General features: G+C 37.3%; 21 protein-coding genes and 1 riboswitch. Of the genes, 14 read left to right on the forward strand and 7 right to left on the reverse strand.

Annotated features, from left to right (window positions below):
• The first annotated feature begins 77 nt into the window (after positions 1-77).
• On the forward strand, positions 78-2,345 hold the full coding sequence (locus BMW36_RS14225) for an ATP-dependent DNA helicase (RefSeq protein WP_089742273.1): 2,268 nt from the start codon (positions 78-80) through the stop codon (positions 2,343-2,345).
• Positions 2,346-2,558: 213 nt separating this feature from the next.
• On the opposite strand, the gene BMW36_RS14230 is transcribed toward BMW36_RS14225, so the two are convergent.
• The 5 genes from BMW36_RS14230 to BMW36_RS14250 all read right to left on the reverse strand — a co-directional run bounded on the left by BMW36_RS14230 (position 2,559) and on the right by BMW36_RS14250 (position 7,795).
• A complete protein-coding gene (locus tag BMW36_RS14230) occupies positions 2,559-3,899 on the reverse strand; it encodes an alkaline phosphatase family protein (RefSeq protein ID WP_089742275.1) in 1,341 nt (446 codons plus the stop codon).
• Between the two features lie 3 nt (positions 3,900-3,902).
• Entirely contained in the window at positions 3,903-4,595 is a 693-nt protein-coding gene (locus tag BMW36_RS14235) for a 2-phosphosulfolactate phosphatase (RefSeq protein WP_089742277.1), read from the reverse strand.
• A gap of 100 nt (positions 4,596-4,695) precedes the next feature.
• On the reverse strand, positions 4,696-6,009 hold the full coding sequence (locus tag BMW36_RS14240) for an ABC transporter substrate-binding protein (RefSeq protein ID WP_089742278.1): 1,314 nt from the start codon (positions 6,007-6,009) through the stop codon (positions 4,696-4,698).
• Positions 6,010-6,026: 17 nt separating this feature from the next.
• Positions 6,027-6,863 carry a carbohydrate ABC transporter permease gene (locus tag BMW36_RS14245; RefSeq protein WP_089742280.1) on the reverse strand — a complete coding sequence of 279 codons (837 nt, stop codon included), beginning with the start codon at positions 6,861-6,863 and terminating at the stop codon, positions 6,027-6,029.
• Positions 6,863-7,795, reverse strand: coding sequence for a carbohydrate ABC transporter permease (locus BMW36_RS14250; RefSeq protein ID WP_245711695.1), 933 nt, complete (start codon positions 7,793-7,795; stop codon positions 6,863-6,865). The genes BMW36_RS14245 and BMW36_RS14250 overlap by 1 nt, the downstream gene beginning before the upstream one ends.
• Before the next feature lie 162 nt (positions 7,796-7,957).
• Between BMW36_RS14250 and BMW36_RS14255 the strand changes: the two genes are divergently transcribed.
• Positions 7,958-8,857 (forward strand): LysR family transcriptional regulator, encoded by a 900-nt coding sequence (locus BMW36_RS14255; RefSeq protein ID WP_089742282.1) that lies wholly within the window; start codon positions 7,958-7,960, stop codon positions 8,855-8,857.
• Between the two features lie 139 nt (positions 8,858-8,996).
• Here the strand turns inward: BMW36_RS14255 and BMW36_RS14260 are convergent, their stop codons facing one another.
• Together BMW36_RS14260 and BMW36_RS14265 are read right to left on the reverse strand one after the other, a co-directional pair.
• The gene (locus BMW36_RS14260; RefSeq protein ID WP_089742284.1) at positions 8,997-9,191 is read right to left on the reverse strand and encodes a YwbE family protein; all 195 of its coding nucleotides are present in this window, start codon (positions 9,189-9,191) and stop codon (positions 8,997-8,999) included.
• Positions 9,192-9,556: 365 nt separating this feature from the next.
• Positions 9,557-11,095, reverse strand: coding sequence for an MGH1-like glycoside hydrolase domain-containing protein (locus BMW36_RS14265; RefSeq protein ID WP_089742286.1), 1,539 nt, complete (start codon positions 11,093-11,095; stop codon positions 9,557-9,559).
• A 232-nt stretch (positions 11,096-11,327) separates the two neighbouring features.
• Between BMW36_RS14265 and BMW36_RS14270 the strand changes: the two genes are divergently transcribed.
• The 12 genes from BMW36_RS14270 (at position 11,328) to BMW36_RS14320 (ending at position 20,354) form a co-directional block, all read left to right on the forward strand.
• Entirely contained in the window at positions 11,328-12,131 is an 804-nt protein-coding gene (locus tag BMW36_RS14270) for a helix-turn-helix transcriptional regulator (RefSeq protein WP_245711696.1), read from the forward strand.
• A gap of 248 nt (positions 12,132-12,379) precedes the next feature.
• Positions 12,380-13,390: a hypothetical protein gene (locus BMW36_RS14275; protein ID WP_089742290.1), complete on the forward strand. Its 1,011-nt coding sequence runs from the start codon at positions 12,380-12,382 to the stop codon at positions 13,388-13,390.
• Positions 13,391-13,488: 98 nt separating this feature from the next.
• A complete protein-coding gene (locus BMW36_RS14280; RefSeq protein ID WP_089742292.1) occupies positions 13,489-14,673 on the forward strand; it encodes a winged helix-turn-helix domain-containing protein in 1,185 nt (394 codons plus the stop codon).
• Between the two features lie 142 nt (positions 14,674-14,815).
• Positions 14,816-14,915: riboswitch (TPP riboswitch) on the forward strand.
• Between the two features lie 144 nt (positions 14,916-15,059).
• Positions 15,060-15,812 carry a 3-oxoacyl-ACP reductase gene (locus BMW36_RS14285; RefSeq protein ID WP_089742409.1) on the forward strand — a complete coding sequence of 251 codons (753 nt, stop codon included), beginning with the start codon at positions 15,060-15,062 and terminating at the stop codon, positions 15,810-15,812.
• A 73-nt stretch (positions 15,813-15,885) separates the two neighbouring features.
• Positions 15,886-17,196, forward strand: a complete 1,311-nt coding sequence (locus tag BMW36_RS14290; protein ID WP_089742294.1) for an LLM class flavin-dependent oxidoreductase — start codon at positions 15,886-15,888, stop codon at positions 17,194-17,196.
• A gap of 258 nt (positions 17,197-17,454) precedes the next feature.
• The gene (locus BMW36_RS14295; RefSeq protein ID WP_089742296.1) at positions 17,455-18,000 is read left to right on the forward strand and encodes a GNAT family N-acetyltransferase; all 546 of its coding nucleotides are present in this window, start codon (positions 17,455-17,457) and stop codon (positions 17,998-18,000) included.
• Between the two features lie 106 nt (positions 18,001-18,106).
• Entirely contained in the window at positions 18,107-18,238 is a 132-nt protein-coding gene (locus tag BMW36_RS20750; protein ID WP_281243056.1) for a hypothetical protein, read from the forward strand.
• A 46-nt stretch (positions 18,239-18,284) separates the two neighbouring features.
• On the forward strand, positions 18,285-18,470 hold the full coding sequence (locus BMW36_RS20615; protein WP_245711697.1) for a hypothetical protein: 186 nt from the start codon (positions 18,285-18,287) through the stop codon (positions 18,468-18,470).
• A gap of 263 nt (positions 18,471-18,733) precedes the next feature.
• Positions 18,734-18,928 (forward strand): hypothetical protein, encoded by a 195-nt coding sequence (locus BMW36_RS14305; RefSeq protein WP_089742297.1) that lies wholly within the window; start codon positions 18,734-18,736, stop codon positions 18,926-18,928.
• Between the two features lie 61 nt (positions 18,929-18,989).
• Positions 18,990-19,223 carry a hypothetical protein gene (locus tag BMW36_RS14310; protein WP_089742299.1) on the forward strand — a complete coding sequence of 78 codons (234 nt, stop codon included), beginning with the start codon at positions 18,990-18,992 and terminating at the stop codon, positions 19,221-19,223.
• Positions 19,224-19,290: 67 nt separating this feature from the next.
• A complete protein-coding gene (locus tag BMW36_RS14315) occupies positions 19,291-19,761 on the forward strand; it encodes a DUF5643 domain-containing protein (protein ID WP_089742300.1) in 471 nt (156 codons plus the stop codon).
• Entirely contained in the window at positions 19,758-20,354 is a 597-nt protein-coding gene (locus BMW36_RS14320; protein WP_089742302.1) for a hypothetical protein, read from the forward strand. Before BMW36_RS14315 ends, BMW36_RS14320 begins: the two co-directional genes overlap by 4 nt.
• Positions 20,355-20,440 lie beyond the last annotated feature (86 nt).

Raw genomic sequence — 20,440 nt, forward strand, 5'->3', positions numbered from 1 at the left:
GTTGCTTATTTAAAACATAGCAGTTTAAAAATTTGACTATTAATCCATCGACGCTGATAATTATTTTAGGTGATATGATGACAAACGTAGTGAAAATCTCAGTAAGAAATTTAGTAGAATTTGTTTTTCGCAGTGGCAGTATTGAGTCTGGCTTCCGTACGACTCGTGCGATGACGGAAGGAACTAGAATCCATCAATTAATCCAGAAAAACTATCGGGATCAAGATCAGAAGGAAGTGTTTGTGGAAGCAGAAATTCCTTATGAAGATTTCCTTGTTCGAGTGGATGGACGTTGTGATGGATTACTGAAAGACGAAGAATCTGTGACAATAGATGAAATAAAGTCCACTGTTCATTTATTGGATGATGTTGAGGAAGATACTTATCCAGTCCACTGGGCACAGGTTATTTTTTATGGTTATATTTATGCCGGAGACAATCATTTACCGGAAGTGACGATTCAACTTACGTATGTACAGGTGAAATCGATGGAACAGAAACAATTTCGCCGTGTGATGACATATGAGGAAATGAAAAGCTTCGTGTATGGAGTCATTGAGGAATATGCTTCATTTTTAAGGGTGAAGATAAAGCATAAACACAAGCGAAATAAGTCGAGTAAGACACTGGCATTTCCGTTTGAAACCTATCGTGAAGGTCAACGCAAACTTGCAGGTGCCGTATATAAAACCATTGATGATAAGAAAACATTATTTGCTAGTGCCTCGACTGGGATTGGAAAAACCATTTCTACTATTTTTCCTGCTGTCAAAGCAATTGGCGAAGGAAAACTGGAAAAGATATTTTACATAACTGCAAAGACAATCACAAGAACCGCTGCGGAAGAAGCATTTCAACTATTGATTGATCAAGGTCTCGATATTAAAGTTCTGACTATAACTGCCAAGGATAAAATTTGTTTTCAAGAGGAAACGATTTGTACAAGTGAGAAATGTGCTTTTGCGGATGGTTTTTATGACCGGTTAAATGGGGCGGTTATTGATATTTTGGAACAAGAGAAGATGATAGGGAGAAACGTAATTGAACGTTACGCCAGAAAACATCTGGTCTGCCCTTTTGAATTTTCGCTTGAACTTGCTTATGCAGTGGATGCTGTCATTTGTGATTATAATTATATTTTTGACCCGAGAGTATCATTGAAGCGATTGATGGAAGATCAGAAAAAGAAAACAGCTATATTAGTGGATGAGGCGCATAACTTAGTAGATCGTGCGAGAGAAATGTATTCTGCTGCGATTAATAAATCAAACTTTTTGCAGCTGAAAAGAGAATTTAACAATAGCCGGCTTGCGAAAGAGGCTAAAGCTATCAATGACCATTTATTACAAGTTAGGAAGTCTGAAGAATATTTGCGAAAAGACTTAGATGAAGAACTAGTAGAATTGCTAGAAACTTTCATCATGGAAGCAGAAATCGAACTGTTAAGGATGGACCATGAATTGTTACTGGAAACGTATTTTGCTGCTCAAACTTTTGACAAAATTGCTAAATTATACAATGAGCAGTTTATGACGTATGTTGAAATTCATAAGAGTGAAGTGAGGTTGAAGTTATTTTGTCTTGACCCGTCAGAGCAAATTCTTAAAATGGGGAAAGGGTTTAGGTCGAGAGTGTTCTTTTCAGCAACGTTAATACCTGCAGATTATTATAAAGATTTACTTGGCGGACAATCTGCTGATTATGTTATCTCGATTCCATCCCCTTTTGCGAGAGAGAACACAGAGGTTATCATTCAAGCCTTATCGACGAGATATCGCGATAGAGAAAAGACAATGGAGCCTATGATCCACTTTTTCAAAGATGTCATCGATAAGAAGGACGGAAATTTCTTAATCTTCTTCCCGTCTTATCAGTATATGAGAAATGCGTATGAACAATTTACCGAGTCTTATCCCGATGTTTCTACTATTATTCAGGATGCAGGAATGGCAGAAGCAGAAAGAGAAGACTTTCTCGCAGAGTTTAAGTCTGATCGTGCCGAAAGATTGGTAGGTTTTGCTGTACTCGGTGGAATTTTTTCTGAAGGTGTGGACTTAAAAGGTGACAGGTTACAAGGTGTTATCGTAGTTGGGGTCGGCATGCCGCAAATTGGTTTTGAAAGAAACATTATAAAAGATTACTTCCAATCAGTTGGAAAAAATGGCTTTGATTATGCTTATGTATATCCGGGAATGAATAAAGTATTGCAAGCTGGTGGACGACTTATTCGTTCAGATTCTGATACTGGCGTAATCGCCTTAATCGATGATCGATTTTTACAGAAGAAGTATCAGGCATTACTCCCTTATGAATGGCAGCATTATAGAGTTGGTGGTAATGCTTAAGAAAGGAGAATGTGCTTTTCCTCAATCGAGAGTGAGGCTTAAGGCGAATTTGTTAGATGCTTCGTGCTTCCTTATCTGAGAATAGGGTGCGGTTGATTAATAAGCGTCTCTGTTCTTCTTCAACGGGGCGTTAATTTAACAAGCTCTCTTATTTATATTACTGCACAGTACAACGATACTATGCAGTAAAAATTTATTTAATAATCAGTTTTACTAGCGATATACACCGCTATATTTGTACAATTTAAGTTCCGTGAGTAGTGATCGACCATCAAAACCTTCCTCATCTAAACCCAACAGATCAAAAACGGTTGGCGCGATATCAACAAGATTGCAATCTGTGTCTACAGTCGCCCCTTTGTCGAAGCGAGGACCATATCCTATACATACAGCATACCTGTCATAAGGGGAGAGGGTCCCGTGATTTGAACGTAGATTAGTTGAGTTGGTTAATGTTTGTGTTGTCCCTGCTACACCGAACACATTACGCTCGTCGGTCCATTTAGGATTAATGATCATGTCGGGAGTCCGATTATGTGTGACAGGTCCTAGTATCGATTCAATCGGTGCGGTCTGTGATTTTTTGTCTACTTGTTTGTTAGTATATACGGCATCACACCAATTCTGTTCTTGAAACCATTGGATAAGCAGTTGGAAATCTTTATTACTGAAAATAGCGTCTTTTTTTAAGTAAATATAATTTCCTGTTACAATGTAGTGATGATTTATTTGCAACTTCTCACATGCTTCCTTTAACTTATCTTCTAAAGAGCCGATTGCTTCCACGTTAGAATGACCATGGTCACTTAAAAATAAGAGATCAATTTCCTCGTTTATTTCAAGTTCCTCAATGGCTTGCAACACTTTTGCGAGGCATTGATCGATCGTTTGTAATGCCAGGTTTGCTTCAGGAGATCCTAATCCATAGAAATGTTGGCTGAAATCAGGTTCAGCAAGCCAAAGTACCATCACTTGGTTATCTCTATCTGGTAAGTGTTCGGCGATAAATACATCTGTAGCCCAAATCGATCGCTCAATTTTTGTCCCTACATGTGCTTCTTCCTCCAATTCTCCATACTTCTCTATGATATCAGGTAAAGTCGTTTGTTCGTAATCAGAAGTTGGATTGAGAATATGCTCAGGAAAATTTATATTCCACAGTAGAGATGCACCAGGTGAGCTGGAAGCAGCTACTGACATTTTTGTATGATAACGGTGTAAACGATCACCGAGTGTAGGAGCTAACAATATTGATTCTTGTGTTGTTGCAGTGTATTCTAACAGATGTTGATCATTGCCAGTTTGGACAAAGCCGTCATTGAAACAAGGTATGTACATCCGGTTTGCGACAATGCCATGCTTTCCTGGGTATACTCCCGTTGTCAGAGTAGACATACTTACTCGTGTCTCAGAAGGATAAGCACTTTTGAAATGCCGAAATCTTGTTCCGTTTTTAATCAGTTTCGTAAGAGTGGGCATCAGCTGGTTGTTGATGAGATCTGGCCGTAACCCATCTGCTCCGATTATTAGGACACGTCTGTGTGAAGAATCCATGGTTTATACAACCTTTCTTAAAAAAATTCGATCATTTTTTTCTTTAACCGCTCTTAGTACAAAGTCAAATCGATTTAGATCTAGACATAATTCAAAATCCCTCATTGCTTCATCTTTTGCCTCTGCTTTATCAAGGAAGTTGATGGTGGTACTTTCGTTTTTTAAATAGTCTACTATCTTTTCAAAATTTGTTTTCTTCCCTAAGAGAGACTGTTTTATGTAATCTCCACATAAAATATCTTCATCAGCTGGTTCTGTGCCTCCCCATCCCATACATACTAATGTAACGCTTTCTGGTTTTTTCTTTTGAATATAATTGACGATGGCTAGTGCATTCACAAAACTTCCTGTTATCACTTCATCTGCTTTCTGTGCACGGACAATTCCTTGGGTACCAGAGCTTGTCGTATGCACAATAATTGCATCTTTAAAATCAACGTCAAGGATTTGTGATGGGGAGTTGCCATAATCAAATCCAGGTAGAATGATGCTTTCTCTTTCTCCGATTAAAATCGTATTGGAATGGGAATTTTTTAAATGGTATGCTTCTTCGATGGCTCCAACTGTAATTATTTCACTTGGACTATTATTAGCAACATAACAAGATACAGAAAATGCACGAAATACATCAATAATAACAACTAGTCCTTTCGCATTTTTTGCTCCATCTAAACCGTGTGCGATTTGTATATCCATTTCTAAAATCCTTTCTGTTTTTGTCTTCTTATTTACCGTTTGATTGGAAATGTTTTATTATGATCAGTGGGGATTGAAACCCACTGATCATAGTTTTACTTTATTGTACGAGTTTTCGTATAACATCTGCCGCTTCAGTTAATGCTTCCTGTGCAGTCAGATCACTTGTTACGGCTTTTTCCATTGCTTTATTTACTTCAGATTCAATACGAAGCGTATGTTCAGACTTTGGGACTTCTCTTGCATATTCCAACTGATCGATAGCTTTGGTGTAGATTGGATGTTCTTCATAATATATTTGCAATTCATCTGATGCTTGTGCAGATAGGCGAATTGGTAAATATCCTGTTTCTTTTGAGAAATAAATAGATTCATCCGTAGAGGTCATGAATTTAATAAACTCCCAAGCAGCGTCTTGCCTTTCTTTTGACTTGTTGTTGATAATTGCTAAGTTGGCTCCACCTGTAGCTACAGCATACTCATCAAATCTTGGTAAAAAGGATGTACCCAGATCAAAGTCAACGTTGTTACTAAACTTCCCAAGGCTACCTGTACTAGCAATTGTCATAGCTGTTGTTCCGTTAAAAAAGCTTTGCGATAGTGATTCACCAGCACTAGATCCACTTGTACTTGTCCCGCCAACTGGGGGCATCATCAATTGGTTATCAATCATTTCTTCCCAGAGAGCTACACCTTCTGCTGCTTCAGGAGAGTCAAATAGAACTGTCGATAAGTCATCTCCTAGAATTTTTCCGCCATTTGACCATGCTAAGGAATAGAAATACCAACCAGACATGCTTGCAGAAAAGCCAAATCGTTCTACTTTTTCATCATTAATAATGGATGCTTTTTCAGCAATCCTTACTAAATCATCCCATGTTTCAACAGGATTTTCCGGATCCTCTCCAAGTTCTTTCATGATAGCTTTGTTATAATATAAGATAGGTGTACTACGATTATAGGGTAGTGTGTATTGCTTCCCATCTAGAGACGTATTCACCAGCAAACCTTTATTGAAATCGTCAAAATTAATGTCTTCATCTTCCTCAATGTATTTATTTAAATCAAGAAGTGTCTCATTGTAACCGAAAACAGGCCAAGCACGTGTATTCAACTGAACAAGATCGGGTAGTTCACCACTTATAATTGCTGCTTGCAGTTTTTGAGATGTAACATCATAGCTATCCTGAAAAACTGCATTTACATGTATGTTATCATGTGATTCATTGAAACGGTCTACTTGATTTAAAATCACTTCTTCCACTTGTCCACCTAACCCATACCAGAATTCTATTTCAACAGGTTGATTGGATTCGCTTGATTCATTCGGCTCTTTAGCAGAAGAATCACTATTACATGCTGTCAATAAGAATAATAAACAACTGCAAATGACAAGAAGCTTTACTCTTTTCATTATTTCACTCTCCTTTTTTATTTTAATCCGGTTTTGGCAACGCCTTTAACGATGTACTTCTGCATAAAGATGAATAAAATGATTAATGGCAAAAGTACAAATGTTGCTGCTGCCATAATTAAATTCCACTGTGTTCCTTGTGCACCACCTTCACTGGAAATCATGCTTGAAATACCAACTTGAAGTGTGCGAAGTTCTGGGTTATTTGTTGCAATTAGCGGCCAGAAAAAATCATTATAATGCCAAATGACACTAAACAGGACAAACGTAACAATTGCTGCAGTTGATAATGGAACCATAATGTATCGTATGATATGAAAATGTTTAGCCCCGTCTAGCTTAGCGGCCTCTTCTAATTCAGTTGGCACTTGACTGAAGGCTTGTTTTATTAAAAATATTCCAAACGCATTCGTACTAAAGGGAACAATCAGTGCCAGGTAGGAATTTAACCAACCGAATTTGCTAAGAATTAAAAAGTTTGGAATAAACGTGACTTGTATCGGAATCATCATCGTCGCTAAAACAGTAAGAAATAATAGATTTTTGCCTTTAAAAGTTAACCTTGCAAAAGCATAGGCTGCCAGGATCGAAGTAATAACCTGCAATACAACGATTACAACGGTAGTGAAAATACTATTGAAAAAGTATCTGCCGAATGGTTCACTATTCCAGGCATTATTAAAGTTTTCCCAGTTCCAGGAGTCTGGTATAAAATGTGGTGGATAAGCAAAAACCTCATCAAATGCCTTTAAGGAGGTACTAATCATCCAAATAAAAGGACCAATCATGACCAAAGCAGTTACTATTAAAATGATCAGGATAGTATTCTGCTTGATTAGCAATTGAGTTTTCATTAATAATGCACCCATTTCTTTGAAAAGTGTGTTTGTAACCATGTGATAAAAAATAAAGTGATGAACAGCATAACAGCAACTGAGGATGCGTATCCAGCTTCAAAAAATTGAAACCCAAATTGGTATAAGTAATAGATCAGCATGTTCGTACTATCTGCTGGCCCACCTTGAGTCATCATATAGATTTGGTCAAAGTCTTGAAAGGAGGCGATTATTGCCACAATCATGACAAATAATAGACTTGGTGATAGTAAAGGTAGTGTAATCTTAAAGAAGATCTGTCTTTCATTTGCACCGTCTGTTCGTGCTGCTTCGTAAAAATCATTTGGAATATTTTGCAATCCTGCAATCAAGATAATCGTGTAATATCCAACTACTTTCCAAATTTTCATGATGATAATTGCCGCCATAGCCCAACCGGATTGCGTTAACCATGGTACCTGGTCGATTCCGAACAAGCCCAAAAACCAGTTGATGAGGCCAAAATGTTGATCAAACATCCAAATCCAAACAACACTTACTGCTACCATTGGTGTAATGTAGGGTAAGAAAATTAACCCTTTCAGAAAATTAATTCCTCGTATTTTCTTATCCAGCATTGTTGCGAGTAGTGTAGCTAGTATTACTGTAATCGTTACCGAGATAAAACCGTAAATAAGGGTATTACCAACCACTTGCCAAAAAGTCTTGTCAGTGAATAATCTTATGTAGTTATCGAAACCTTTCCAACTGAAGCTGCTCGAGATTAAATTCCAATCTGTTAAGCTTAGGAAAAAAGACATTAATAATGGGAGTAGCACAAATATAACTAAGAATGACATGGCAGGTAAGATGAACAGATATGGTATAAATTTTTCCATCACATTAGGTTTTAATTTACTTTTACTAGTTACTAGTGCTTTTTTTTTAGGTATCCTTTGGCTATTCTCCATTTTCAAATTTCCCCCTCTCTTATTATGTTTTTTCTTACTACACTAACTCTATCAATCCATTGTTGAGGGAAAATTAACTAGTTGTTAACAATACATTAAATATCATTTCATAATTTCTTGTTATTCTATAGATAATATCTATAGAAACAGGAGTTGATCCGAATGAATATTCAGCAATTGAAGATATTGGTATTAATAGAGAAACATAAAAGGCTGACAACTGTTGCACAGATCTTAAAGATTAAGCAGCCAACCGTTTCTTTTCATATGAAAAAATTGGAGGAAGTAACAAGTGTAACTCTATTTCATCAGCATTCCGGAGGGGTATTTCTAACAGATGCTGGAAAAACATTATATCGTTATGCCAGACGGATTGTGATGTGGTTAGAAGAAGCCGGTGAGCAAATGTACGATTATCGGGAGAATAGCAGGGGGTCTGTAAAAATTGGCGCAAGTAATACAGCGGCGACCTATTATTTGGTTGATTTATTAGCAGGATTACACGAAAAATATCCAAATGTACATATAAAAACAATTGTGAAAAATACCCCTATTATCTTACACCAATTAAAAAACTATGAATTGGATTTTGGACTTGTTGCTGATCGTAACATTACAGATCCTGATATAATAGTGAAGCCGTTAATAGAAGATGAATTGGGACTAGTTATGCCGATTGGACATCCATTGGCTCACCATAAATTGATAAATAAGGAAATTTTTAAGTATCAGAATTGGATTTTAAGAGAGAAAGACTCTTCTTCCAGAATAATGATAGATGAATGGGCAGTTGAGCAAGATATCGAATTGAAAGCTTTTCTTGAATTAGGCGCAACAGAAGCAATTAAAAAAGCAGTTCAGTCCAATATAGGTATATCTATACTCTCGCGCTTGTCAGTTAAGGATGAGATAGATAACAAGAAACTTGTTTATAAAGAGTTAAATTCTTCTATATTAAAACGTAACATTTTTATAGTATATAATCGTCACCATCAAATAACACCAATTGTTAAGTTGTTAGTGGATTATTTTCAGAATGAGCCAGAGGGGCAGGGACTGTGATAGTTTACTCCTATGCTGGAAAAAGAATTGTCTGCTGCCCCCCTCTAATAAAGAAAATTCACTTAATTGGTTGTATAATTGTTATACAGCTAATAGGTGAATTTCTTTTCAGATATATTTGGTTGATGGTAGGCTTTTACTAGTCTTCGATTTCTTTTACTCTGCCTACTATCCCACTCTCTAGTCTTACTTTAATACCATGAGGATGTGTGGCGGATTTGGTAAGTATTTTTAATACATGACCTTCTGTTAATTTCCCGGACCGTTGATCCTGCTTTTGAACCACTTGCACTTTTGCGCCTATTTTAATGTTTTTTCTTTCTGTTCCTGTCATGATGATACTCCTTCGCTTTTTGTCTATTATATCAGATCTTCCATTCTGCATATAGGGATGAGGTTGACCTCATGAAACTAAAATTAATGCTCCGCCACATGGAATGATCTTATTTCATTAATCGCTTTAACTTCTCTCAAGAAAGTGATACTTAAACCGGAGTGTATACACTGCAATGTAAACCTTGATCTCGATGTAATTGTAACAATGTTCCACGTTTTAAAAAAGGAGGAACAATTGCCAAGAGAGCTGCCTGGCGCTATTAGCATTTCTTTCATATAGAGTAGAATATTTTGAAGTAAAAAAAGAACTGTCTTCGTCATATTGATGAGCTGATTCTGATAAGGTAATAGGGCTTATTAGTATTATTTCTTACTGCTCATAACAACAAGACGACTTAATTCCTCCGAACATGCAACTTTTATTCCGTCAACATAAACGGCTAAACCTGTCCCCATATTGTACTGAAGGCCGAACTTATCATAGATGATGGTGATTTCTTTATCCTGAAAAGACAAACGGTCTAAACAGAAATATTCCCATTCTTCAGGAACAAGTGGATTCACCTCAAAGCTGCCATCTTCTTTTATACGAAATCCGATAAGTCCGGTAATGATTAAGTCATTAAAGGTGGAATGGTTGTAATCCTTCCCACGTTCACGGCCTCCTTTGTTTTTAGGCCAATTCCATTCCTCTAATATCCTTCTGGACAGCCATTCACCTGTAAAAGGGTCAATATTTTCATCCAACCAGGATACCGACTTTCCGTCAGCGTTTGTGCGGTAATGACATTTCGCATAAGTGCTTAATATGTTCCAGTAATCTTCATTGTTAATCACTTGCTGTTCGTAATCGTTTAATACGTTTGCCATTGCTGTTAACGTCTGAGATGTGGCAAATGGCCAGGACGGTCCATTCCATAGACATTCATGTTCATAGGAAAACATGAATCGAGAATGACGTTGTTCTGCAGTTGTGGGACCATAAGGAGCATAGAAACCTTCCGTATCCATTAATTGCGACCAAGCTTGCTCGTACCCGGAGTCTGGAAGGTGGAAAGCCCAAGGGATAAATCCAAGTTGTTCCCGTACGTTATACGTTGGGTCCATCTTTTGAAAATCCCAATTTTTCACTATGTCATTTGCGTTTTTCAGCGGGATGACCTTGAAGAACTGTGCCTGCTCATCCCACAGATGCTGTTGGACAAGTTGTTTTAACTGATTTGCCTTTTCCTTAAACCTTTTGTTCACCTCATCCTTTCCTGCAAGAAGTGCAATATTAGCAATTGCCATGGCATCGGCGTACATATACGAATTCAGAGTTGGTCTTAGACCGGATCCGCTAATGGAAATCTCCATCGCATCGCGGTCGTCAATGGACCAGAATAAGCCACTTTCGTTCCGATTACTTTTTTCCAAAATTGTGTAGTTGTCGATCATTTCTGGCAGTAAATCAATTGCTAGCTGGAAATCGCCATCTACTTTACAGTAATTCCAAACAGCGTCGGCTAACCAGCAGCTATAAGAGCGGAGATTTCCGTCTCCTCTAAACCAAAACAAAATATAATCCTTTAAAAAGTTTTGCCTGTTTCGCATCCAGCGACCTTCATTTAAATGATGCCCTGCAGCACAGTTGATCGTGTTATGCTTACCTGCCCAGGATACGGAAGGATGAAACTCCGTAATCACGAATCCGTCAGAAGTTAGCTTAATATGTTTTCGATACACCCACCAGCGAAAATAATAAGTCTCTTCCAGGTGAGGATCAGGACAATGGAATAGAGGAATCTGATCACGGATCCAGTCCCAGGCTGTGGCATTATCCACATGCTGGATAACCGTTTCTTCGTCATGCCTGTTAAACTTCTCAAAATATTTTTTAAAAGTTTCTGGAGTTAGCAACATGATATAATCTCCACCTTTCTATGAATTCTATCAACATAAAAACATCAAAATAATAACCTTACAAAATAGTATTATAACGTTTATAATAAGTAGATAATATAAGTGAATCCAACCTAATTATTATAAAATTTCACACTATCATATTAGGACAGAGAGGAATGATCTAAATCAGTGCAACTAATACCTTTCCATCTTATCACCACCGTTGCCTTATTATTTGGAATGCGGCAAAGTGTTCTACTCACCGGGAGAACAGCATCCGGATCGTAATCGTATTGGTGTCTTCGATTTGCTGGTAGTTGAAAGCGGTAAACTTTATATAGGAGAAGAAGGTCATCACTGGGAGGTTTCTTCGGGCCAAATACTCATATTGTGCCCGGATAAGTATCATTATGCAGTAAAACCGTGTGATGAAGAGACTTGTTTTTATTGGCTGCATTTTAAAGAGGCATACAGGCCGGAGGAGGGCGACACTCGATCCTCTGTTTCCAATTTCAGAGAAAAGGCCAAGTTGAGCAGAACAGATTCCTATCACATGATGCTACCTAAATACGAGTACCTGAATGAAGCAGTGCAGGTATACGCTTTAATACAACGATTAATAAGACTTTCTACCGAACACCGAAGTCAGGCGTTCTGGCAGGAACAACAATTGTTTGTCGATTTGCTGAAAATTATAGAAAATAAGCAAGAATTAGAAGTTCTTTCGCCTTCCTTACAGCTTGCAGAGATGACGGAGGCGTATATCAAAAGACACTATCGTTCACGAATAAGTAACAGAGATTTATCCGAGGCTTTGCATTTTCACTCAAACTATATCACACGGTGTATGCAGGAAGTTTTTCATTGTACTCCAATGGCCTACCTTCATCAATATCGACTGGACCAAGCCAAACTTCTTTTGGTTAAGACAGATTGGACGGTCACTCGTATTGCAGAGTATGTCGGATTTCAACACTCGCCGTATTTTTCGAGTTGCTTTAAGAAGCAAGAAGGAATCTCGCCAATGCAGTTTCGGAAGCAGTATGTAAAGTGAAAAAAGTTTAAGACTAAAATTTATAAGTAATTATCTGACCATATCAACAGGGATTTATCAAATAATAAGTGCAGAATTTTACCGGTATTAGGCATATTCAATTTGATACAGGCTCCCTTATATAGAATTTTCATTTTTAGGTATATTTGTAATTTAAGTTAAAAATATGTATAGTGGTTTAGTGATGAATTTCAATTAAAGAGATTTAGTCTCATTTTATATTAATAAGAGGGGAAAGGAGAGGTGTTGTGCGAAATTTTAAATTGTTTCTTATTCTATTACTGGGAATTACATTTTTTCTGTCCGCTTGTTCAAATGAGTCACAGAACCATGTGAAAACAGATGATGAAAAAGAAATGGATGAAACAGAAGAAAACAAAACTAATGATGAAGAGGAGTCTCATACAGAGGACAAACAAAATGCTCCATCCGTACATATTGAAATGGAAGGCCAGGTAACATACGAGGATCATACTTTAACGGTAGAAGGAAAAACAAATTTACTTCCCGATTCGAATGTTTTTGTTTATCCTCAAGCTTTCGGTGGGGTCAGTTTTATCGGTGTTTCGGGTTCTGCAATTGTAGAGCAGGATGGAACATTTGTGTATGAAACGAAGGTGCCGGAAGAATATAATTATGGTTTATTTGTAAATATTCGCTTTAGACCCGAGGATTCGATTAATGATTCTGCTAAAGAATTCTACGGAGAATATGGGGAGAATCTAGAAGGCCCTATGATAAGCTTGTATGAAAGTGATGAAAAAGTAAGAAAGCAAGCGTTAACGGAAGTTTATTTACCTGTTAAAAATGGTGAAGCAATTACAAAAGAAATTGAAACACCTGAATGGCAGGTACCTGATGACTATGGCGATCCTAACGTGAGAATGGATGCAAATGTTACATATGATGATCAATTGATATATATTAAAGGTGAAAGTAATTTGCTGGAGGGTAGTGAATTAATGTTGACACTCCTAAGTCCGGAAGGGAGTCTAACAGGAGTAAACGGATGGGCAAGCGTTAAACCGGACGGGAGTTTTTTTACCGTTTTAGACAGAGATTCTTATGAGGAAGAACTTGATAGTCATAAGTTTAGGTTGATTTTTGCACCTTCGAAATACTCATGGGAAACCATCCGTAACAACTATGGCGATAGTGGAGAAAAAATAACAGGAGAGCATGTAAAAGAAAAGCTGAATGATCAAGAAGCCGAACTGCTTATCGATATAGGAGGAGAAAAAGCGAATACTGAAGAGTGATTGGGCTGTGTATTAGTTATTCATTGTCTCTGCATGTAATAGATGGCGTGATAATTGGCGTTGTTTATCCATATGCTTTTGAAGCAGGAGGGTACTATATGATCAAATTAACGAACCGCCAGGCACGGCAATTCTTATTGTTAAAACAAGGACTTCTGGGCGAATATAAATTTGCAGAAAAGCAGGGTGTATTAGATTTTGTTCGGCAGGCTGGATGTATTCAATTTGATCCCATAGATGTTTGCGGAAAAAATGCTGAACTTGTGCTACAGTCACGAATGAACGGGTTTTCCAAGAAACTGCTTGATGAGTTGCTGTACATAGATAGAAAGTTGGTTGATTATCCGGATAAGAACCTTGCGATTATACCTGTCGAGGACTGGCCGTATTTTGAAAGATACAGGGAGGTTGCCCGGCAACATGCAGAAAATTATCCTGAAATGCAGGCATTAACAGAAGAAGTTCATACGCTTATTCAACAGCGGGGTGCCCTGAGTTCAAAAGATATAAAAATGGATGGGGATTTCTCATGGCAATCAGCCATTCACTGGAGTGGTGGCAACAACTCATCTCGTTCGGTATTGGAGCAAATGTATTCAACAGGCGAATTGATTATTCATCATAAAGAAGGCACGCGTAAATACTACGATATCGCCGAGAAATATATACCGCCGCATTTGCTAAATGTGCCGGATCCACTGCCAGATCAGCTTGACCATCACAAGTGGCGCGTACTCCGCCGAATTGGTGCGGTTGGCCTTTTATGGAACCGCGCATCCCATGCCTGGTTGAACATATGGGGACTGAAATCGGAGCAGCGTAAAGAGGTTTTTCGCCAGCTACTGGACGAAGCTCGGATTACAGCTGTCTCCGTGGAAGAAATAAAGGATATGCTTTACTGCTGTGCGGAGGATTTGCCACTAATAGAAACGGTCCTGCAAAATCCGACTTGGGAATGTCGCTGCGAATTAATCGCTCCATTGGATAATTTAATTTGGGACAGAAAGCTAATCAACGAACTATTTGGCTTTGATTATACATGGGAGATATATACACCAGCATCCAAACGACAATATGGCCATTATGTGTTGCCACTATTATTCGGAGAAACCTTCATCGGGCGAGTCGAGGTAATTGCAGAGAGAAAGGCGAAGAGACTTGTTGTTAAGAACATCTGGTATGAGAAAGGTGTGAAGCAAACCAAACAATTGCAAACAGCCTTGGACAATTGCTTCAAAAAGTTTGCGATTTTTAATAGCTGTGAAACGATCGTTGTTGATTGAAATTTTTTGAAAGAAAGCTTATCCCATCTATATTAAGCGATAAGGCTATGTTATTTAAGAATAACAAAGGTATAGAATACGATATATTTACTATTTTCGCTTGACATTTTTTTCCTAAAACTATACAGTGAATATAACTTAATATATGCACTAGGGGTGTTATTTAACTGAGATGAGTATTCCTCAAACCCTTTGAACCTGAACTAGTTAAAACTAGCGTAGGAAAGTGTAAACGTTATTACATACTTAAGGAACGATTGTGCCTTATTTTCATATGTAGTTATTTGTTTTACGCAACTTTCCAGGGGGAAGGTTGCGTATTTTTTTTTATCTATCAGTTTATTATTTGGTTTCAACAAAATTTAAAATATAGGAGTTTTATTATGATGACTAGAACAGTATTAGTAACAGGTAGTAGTAAAGGTTTAGGAGCAACTATTGCAAAGACATTGGCAGAACAAGGATTTCAAGTGGTAATCAATTACTTTAAAAGCAAAGATGCTGCTGAGAAGCTTGTTTCTGAGATTGGGGAAGAGAATGCTATTGCCATTCAGGCTGATGTAAGAAATCGTAAGGAAGTAGATACAATGATAAAAAAAGCAACGGAATATTTTGGCCAAATAGATGTTGTAGTGAACAATGCATTAGTAGACTTCAAATTTGATCCAAACAAACAGAAAAGCTTCACAGAACTTACTTGGGATGATTATCAAAAGCAACTAGATGGTACTTTAAAAGCAGCATTTAATGTTGTACAAAGCGTTATACCTCAATTTATTGAACGACAAAATGGAAGTATCATAAGTATAGGTACTAATCTATATCAAAATCCTGTTGTACCTTACCACGAATATACAACAGCTAAAGCTGGATTAATAGGTTTTACACGTAATATCGCTTCAGAATTAGGACAATATGGTATAAAAGCGAATGTAGTATCAGGTGGGTTATTAAAAACGACTGACGCCAGTGCTGTTACAACAAAAGATGTTTTCGATTTAATTGCTCAATCAACTCCATTGAAGAAGGTGACAACTCCTCAAGATGTAGCCAATATGGTCGCTTTTCTAGCTTCGGAAAACGCAGGCGGCATTACAGGTCAAAATTTTACCGTAGATGGCGGCTTGACAATGAACTAACCGCTTAAATTTAATTAGTTCAAAAAAGAGTATAACAGACGAGTAATAATGATGGATGTTGAGGTGTAAGCAAATGACGAAGACAAAAGGAAAACAAATTCACTTAGGTGTTTTGCTGTATGGTTGTGGACATCATCAAGCTGCCTGGTTAATGCCTGACTCAAGTGTGGAACGGATTGGAGACATTTCTTATTATCAATCTTTAGCACAGTTAGCAGAAAGGGGTTACTTTGACGCCGTATTCTTTGCTGATAATCAATCATTTCCGGGTAAAGATGCCAGTAATATGCCAGCATTCTGGTTCGATCCAATCGTCAATTTAACTGCTATTTCTCAAGTGACAAATCATGTAGGATTGGTTTCAACTATTTCAAGTACTTTTTCTAATCCTTTCACAGCTTCCAGACAACTATTGAGTTTAGACCATATTACAAAAGGACGTGTCGGTTGGAACCTTGTTACGTCAATGACTGATTTTGAAGCATTAAATCATAGTATGGAAGGACTGCCTTCTCATGATAAACGCTATGAGAAGGCAGATGAATTCGCTGCATTAATGAATAAGTTATTTCTTTCATGGGACAGTAATGATTTTTTACATGATCGAGAAGAAGGAAAATTGATCAATCCTTCAAACATTCAGCCGATTAATCACGATGGTACCTATTTTAAAGTGCATGGCCCATCGACTACGCCAAAAAGTCCGCAAGGCAAACCGGTATCAATGCAAGCAGGCGCATCTAAACAAGGCATTGCATTAGCCGCAAAATATGCCGATGCCGTCTATTCCGTATCGTGGAACTTAAAGCAGGCAAAAAAGTTCCGAAAAAGATTAGATGAGCAAGTTAAACAAAGTGAGAACAGCAATAGACATATTAAAGTATTTCCAGGATTAGTTACATATGTAGGGCATACTAAAGAAGAAGCTTTAGCCAAAAAAGCAGCATTAGATGAGCAGCTACCGATTGAAACAGCTTTAAAACAGTTGAGCTTCTTTACTCAACAAGACTGTTTTAATTGGGAAATCGATAAAGAAGTGCCTCAGCTACCTCCAGTAGAAGAATTTACTGGTCCAGTTGGGCGTTACGAAACAATATTAGAGATTATTAATGATACACAACCTACAGTAAGAGAACTATTAGGTTATCTTAATGCGGGTGGTGGACATCACACGCTGATAGGAACACCCGAAGAAATTGTGGATCAGATGGAAGTATGGATGGAAGCAGGTGTAGCTGATGGCTTTAACCTTATGCCCCCTACGCTACCCGGCAGTTTAGAAGACTTTGTTGAACTAATTGTTCCTGAATTACAGAAAAGAGGTATTTTCAGAAAAAAATATGAAGGCCATACTTTCCGTGAACATTTAGGATTAACATATTGATAAACAGATTATATATATTAAAGTGATAGCTTTATTTGCTGACTATAAGAGTTTAACCTTAAAATAATATTATTATATATTTGCCGTAATCCTATCTAGAAATAGGGATACGGCTTTTTTAAAAGGAAGATTCCTCCTAGTTGGTATAGATTGTTTTTCGCGTAGCTTTTTTTATGGATATTTATGTTAACATAAGGTTATGAAACTCGTAACGTACACAGTCGGCATAATTATGATTTATTTATGGGGGAGAGAAAAATGTTTGAATATAAAATTGATGAAGAGATATCACTAAAGCTTGTTGAGTTAAAAGATGCTGAAAGGGTGTTCAAACTAACTGACAGATCCAGAGATTATCTTCGTGAATGGCTTCCATGGCTGGATTCGACAACAAGCATTGAAGATACAAAAGGATTCATTAAGTCTTCCTTAAAAAGTTTTGCAGGTAATGAAAGCCTTACTACTTTTATTCTCTATAAAGGAGAAATTGTTGGTACGGCAGGCTATAACAGAATTGACTGGACGAATAACATAGCATATATAGGTTACTGGTTAGGGGAGGATTATCAAGGTAATGGTATTATGACACGAGTAGTAAAGGCTCTGACAGATTATGCTTTTCATGATTTGGGGCTTCAAAAAGTCGACATAAGAGCTGCTGTACAGAATAAGAAGAGCAGATCCATTCCTGAAAGGCTGGGATTTGTTAACGAAGGTTGTATTAGACAAGCTGAGTGGTTATATGATCATTATGTCGACCATGTCGTATATGGTATGTTAGCAAAAGATTGGAATAATAAATAGATTTTTTAGAAGCAGATGAGAACCATTCAAGTAAAGTGAACACAAGGCAATGCACGTAGGCTAGCGCCTATTATAATAAACATAAAAGTTAAAGGAGGTAGACTGGATGGAAATGTCAAAGGAAGAATTCAAAGGTGGAAATAACATTGCGATAAAGATACCTAAATTTAAAATACAACGAGACGGTTCACTTTTACAAGGAAGTGATAAAGTTACCGTAGTTAGGCTTCATTTCTGAATCACATGCCTTTCAGTTCGGTGATGCGACCTTATGGTTGGATTGTATGGACAATTATTCTCAACAAGATGTTTGGTTGGAGATTCAGGCAGAGAATGTAAAGAATGCAGCAGAATATTTACATGAGAATAACGTGAGTAGAAGAGACGAAGTTGAAGTGCACGAGAACTCAGAGGGTTTCTGGATATCCGATCCCAGTGGAACAATCCTTCGAGTGAATCCAGGTAAATAGAAAAATAGTCCATATTCTACGTAGCGTGTCTTTCCGATTTTTATAATCTTCAACAGGAATTTCAGATCGGTTTTCAGTTATAAGCGCTTGTCTTGAACGAGCAGGCGTCTTTTTTTGTTGACCCTGATTCAAAAAACTTGATGATTTAATGGAATCATGTGTAGTACATGGAGAAATAATACAGTTAGATGATTGAGTTTTAAGACATAGATAGTGATCCTTATTCAACTAACGGTCAGGGTTTTTTAAGAGGAGGTATCTAAATGGGGAAATATGTTAATATCTTTTTTGGTACATTAGTTATTAGCTTTATTATCTTTTCTTTGGGTAATGGATTTTTTGGTGGTGGCAACTATATAGAAACAATAATTTTATCTGTTGGTGCAGCAATTGTATTTCTTTTGTCATATATAATTGCACAAGTTCAATACCTTATTGATATTGTGAAGAAGAAATAATTATCTTTTTAATAAAGATAGCGTCCCGACCTGGCGGAATAAAAAATCAAGAGGAGAGATTATGTTGAAAGATACTACTGATACTAAGGAATTTGAAAATACGATCAATGCTGTTAATGATCTGACAGATGATGATGCTAAATCATTGTTAAGACTGATTTATGGGTTTGTGAATACTGCAATGACGGGAAATGGCGGGGAAAAGGTAAAGTTAGAAGTTGTTCAGAAGGTGTCAGATATTTATAAACGTATCCCCGAGCTAAATGAGTTAAGGAAGAATAAAAATGCGGATTAGGACACTCTGTTCAAATATACTTAACATCTGGATTTAGGCTATTCTTACTAGAGTTGGAGGGGTTGAAATGGGAATATGGATCCGGCGCCTTATAATAATTGTTTGTGCAATTGCACTTATACCAAATATCATTTCATTTTTTTCCGGATTAACGAACGGTCTGCCAGAGCGTGTTAAAAGTGAAGTGGAAAACGGGGATGCAGTCCTCATTGATTTAGATAAAAAGGTTAATTTAGAAAATGATGAAATTTTGTTCAAACATCTCGTACTAGCACCACAGGAAACTTCCTTAATCTTTGAAGTACATACGAATGAAAATGGATGGTCATTTCCCGATTCAGCACTAATTTTAACGGATAGACAGGGAAATATCTATCGAAAGACAAGCGGTTCCGCTTCTGGTCATACATGGGGGCAGTACAGAATTAATCATTATGAACCTTTGAAAACAGATGTAGAAACAATTGTACTAGATTTCGAATGGTTTGATCGGAAGTTTCAAACAGAGTTTTCAGTTGATCAGGGGGATTTAGAATGAATAGAGAAAAAATGAAAGCAGTAATAGAATGGGCTATTGCATTTCTATTAATTATCCTTGTGATGATAAACTCCCCTTACTATAATTATTATGAACTTTCGCCAGAATCCGCATTTGAGAAATCTGAACGGACACTTTATTACGGTCCATCCGAGGTAGTAGAAAAAGTAGATCTGAATGATGTTCAAATTTTTCTGGGAAAGTATAAAAGCTGGTTTTCAGCTACACTAGTGAATAGACACGCCGGTATTTTCTGGGGGCCTGGAAGCGGTGTTACCGGGATGGAAATTGAAGAAGACAAGGATATTTCTCATTCCTGGGGTAGTACCTCCATTAATGAGGACTTCATGTTGATGCGGGTCTATGGTATTGTTACCAACCCGGATATTTATAAGGTGGAACTGGATGTGGCAGAAGGATATAGTTGGGATAAACAAGTCCCGGCAGAAGATATTGTTACATTAACTTATCCATTAGTAGATCATCGCATGTTTTTATTCTACTGGAACGAAATGGAGCATGACTATCTTAGTATTGCGCTAAGAGGATTGGGCAGTGATGGGGAAGTGATTTATGAGGAGGATCTAAGATGAGGCAAATATGAAGAACTAGATTATTTTGGCATATCGAAGAAATCATTTTTTCGTAAAAGGATATTACTCTTGTGCCAATAAACTTA

It is taken from the genome of Gracilibacillus ureilyticus, from assembly GCF_900111195.1.
Classification (GTDB): Bacteria; Bacillota; Bacilli; order Bacillales; family Amphibacillaceae; genus Gracilibacillus; species Gracilibacillus ureilyticus.

What these genes read in the sequence shown, in the direction of transcription:
- BMW36_RS14225 (WP_089742273.1), top strand. Translation starts at nt 78, where the DNA reads ATGACAAACGTAGTGAAAATCTCAGTAAGAAATTTAGTAGAATTTGTT.
- BMW36_RS14230 (WP_089742275.1), bottom strand. Translation starts at nt 3,899, where the DNA reads ATGGATTCTTCACACAGACGTGTCCTAATAATCGGAGCAGATGGGTTA.
- BMW36_RS14235 (WP_089742277.1), bottom strand. Translation starts at nt 4,595, where the DNA reads ATGGATATACAAATCGCACACGGTTTAGATGGAGCAAAAAATGCGAAA.
- BMW36_RS14240 (WP_089742278.1), bottom strand. Translation starts at nt 6,009, where the DNA reads ATGAAAAGAGTAAAGCTTCTTGTCATTTGCAGTTGTTTATTATTCTTA.
- BMW36_RS14245 (WP_089742280.1), bottom strand. Translation starts at nt 6,863, where the DNA reads ATGAAAACTCAATTGCTAATCAAGCAGAATACTATCCTGATCATTTTA.
- BMW36_RS14250 (WP_245711695.1), bottom strand. Translation starts at nt 7,795, where the DNA reads ATGGAGAATAGCCAAAGGATACCTAAAAAAAAAGCACTAGTAACTAGT.
- BMW36_RS14255 (WP_089742282.1), top strand. Translation starts at nt 7,958, where the DNA reads ATGAATATTCAGCAATTGAAGATATTGGTATTAATAGAGAAACATAAA.
- BMW36_RS14260 (WP_089742284.1), bottom strand. Translation starts at nt 9,191, where the DNA reads ATGACAGGAACAGAAAGAAAAAACATTAAAATAGGCGCAAAAGTGCAA.
- BMW36_RS14265 (WP_089742286.1), bottom strand. Translation starts at nt 11,095, where the DNA reads ATGTTGCTAACTCCAGAAACTTTTAAAAAATATTTTGAGAAGTTTAAC.
- BMW36_RS14280 (WP_089742292.1), top strand. Translation starts at nt 13,489, where the DNA reads ATGATCAAATTAACGAACCGCCAGGCACGGCAATTCTTATTGTTAAAA.
- BMW36_RS14285 (WP_089742409.1), top strand. Translation starts at nt 15,060, where the DNA reads ATGACTAGAACAGTATTAGTAACAGGTAGTAGTAAAGGTTTAGGAGCA.
- BMW36_RS14290 (WP_089742294.1), top strand. Translation starts at nt 15,886, where the DNA reads ATGACGAAGACAAAAGGAAAACAAATTCACTTAGGTGTTTTGCTGTAT.
- BMW36_RS14295 (WP_089742296.1), top strand. Translation starts at nt 17,455, where the DNA reads ATGTTTGAATATAAAATTGATGAAGAGATATCACTAAAGCTTGTTGAG.
- BMW36_RS20750 (WP_281243056.1), top strand. Translation starts at nt 18,107, where the DNA reads ATGGAAATGTCAAAGGAAGAATTCAAAGGTGGAAATAACATTGCGATA.
- BMW36_RS20615 (WP_245711697.1), top strand. Translation starts at nt 18,285, where the DNA reads ATGGACAATTATTCTCAACAAGATGTTTGGTTGGAGATTCAGGCAGAG.
- BMW36_RS14305 (WP_089742297.1), top strand. Translation starts at nt 18,734, where the DNA reads ATGGGGAAATATGTTAATATCTTTTTTGGTACATTAGTTATTAGCTTT.
- BMW36_RS14310 (WP_089742299.1), top strand. Translation starts at nt 18,990, where the DNA reads ATGTTGAAAGATACTACTGATACTAAGGAATTTGAAAATACGATCAAT.
- BMW36_RS14315 (WP_089742300.1), top strand. Translation starts at nt 19,291, where the DNA reads ATGGGAATATGGATCCGGCGCCTTATAATAATTGTTTGTGCAATTGCA.
- BMW36_RS14320 (WP_089742302.1), top strand. Translation starts at nt 19,758, where the DNA reads ATGAATAGAGAAAAAATGAAAGCAGTAATAGAATGGGCTATTGCATTT.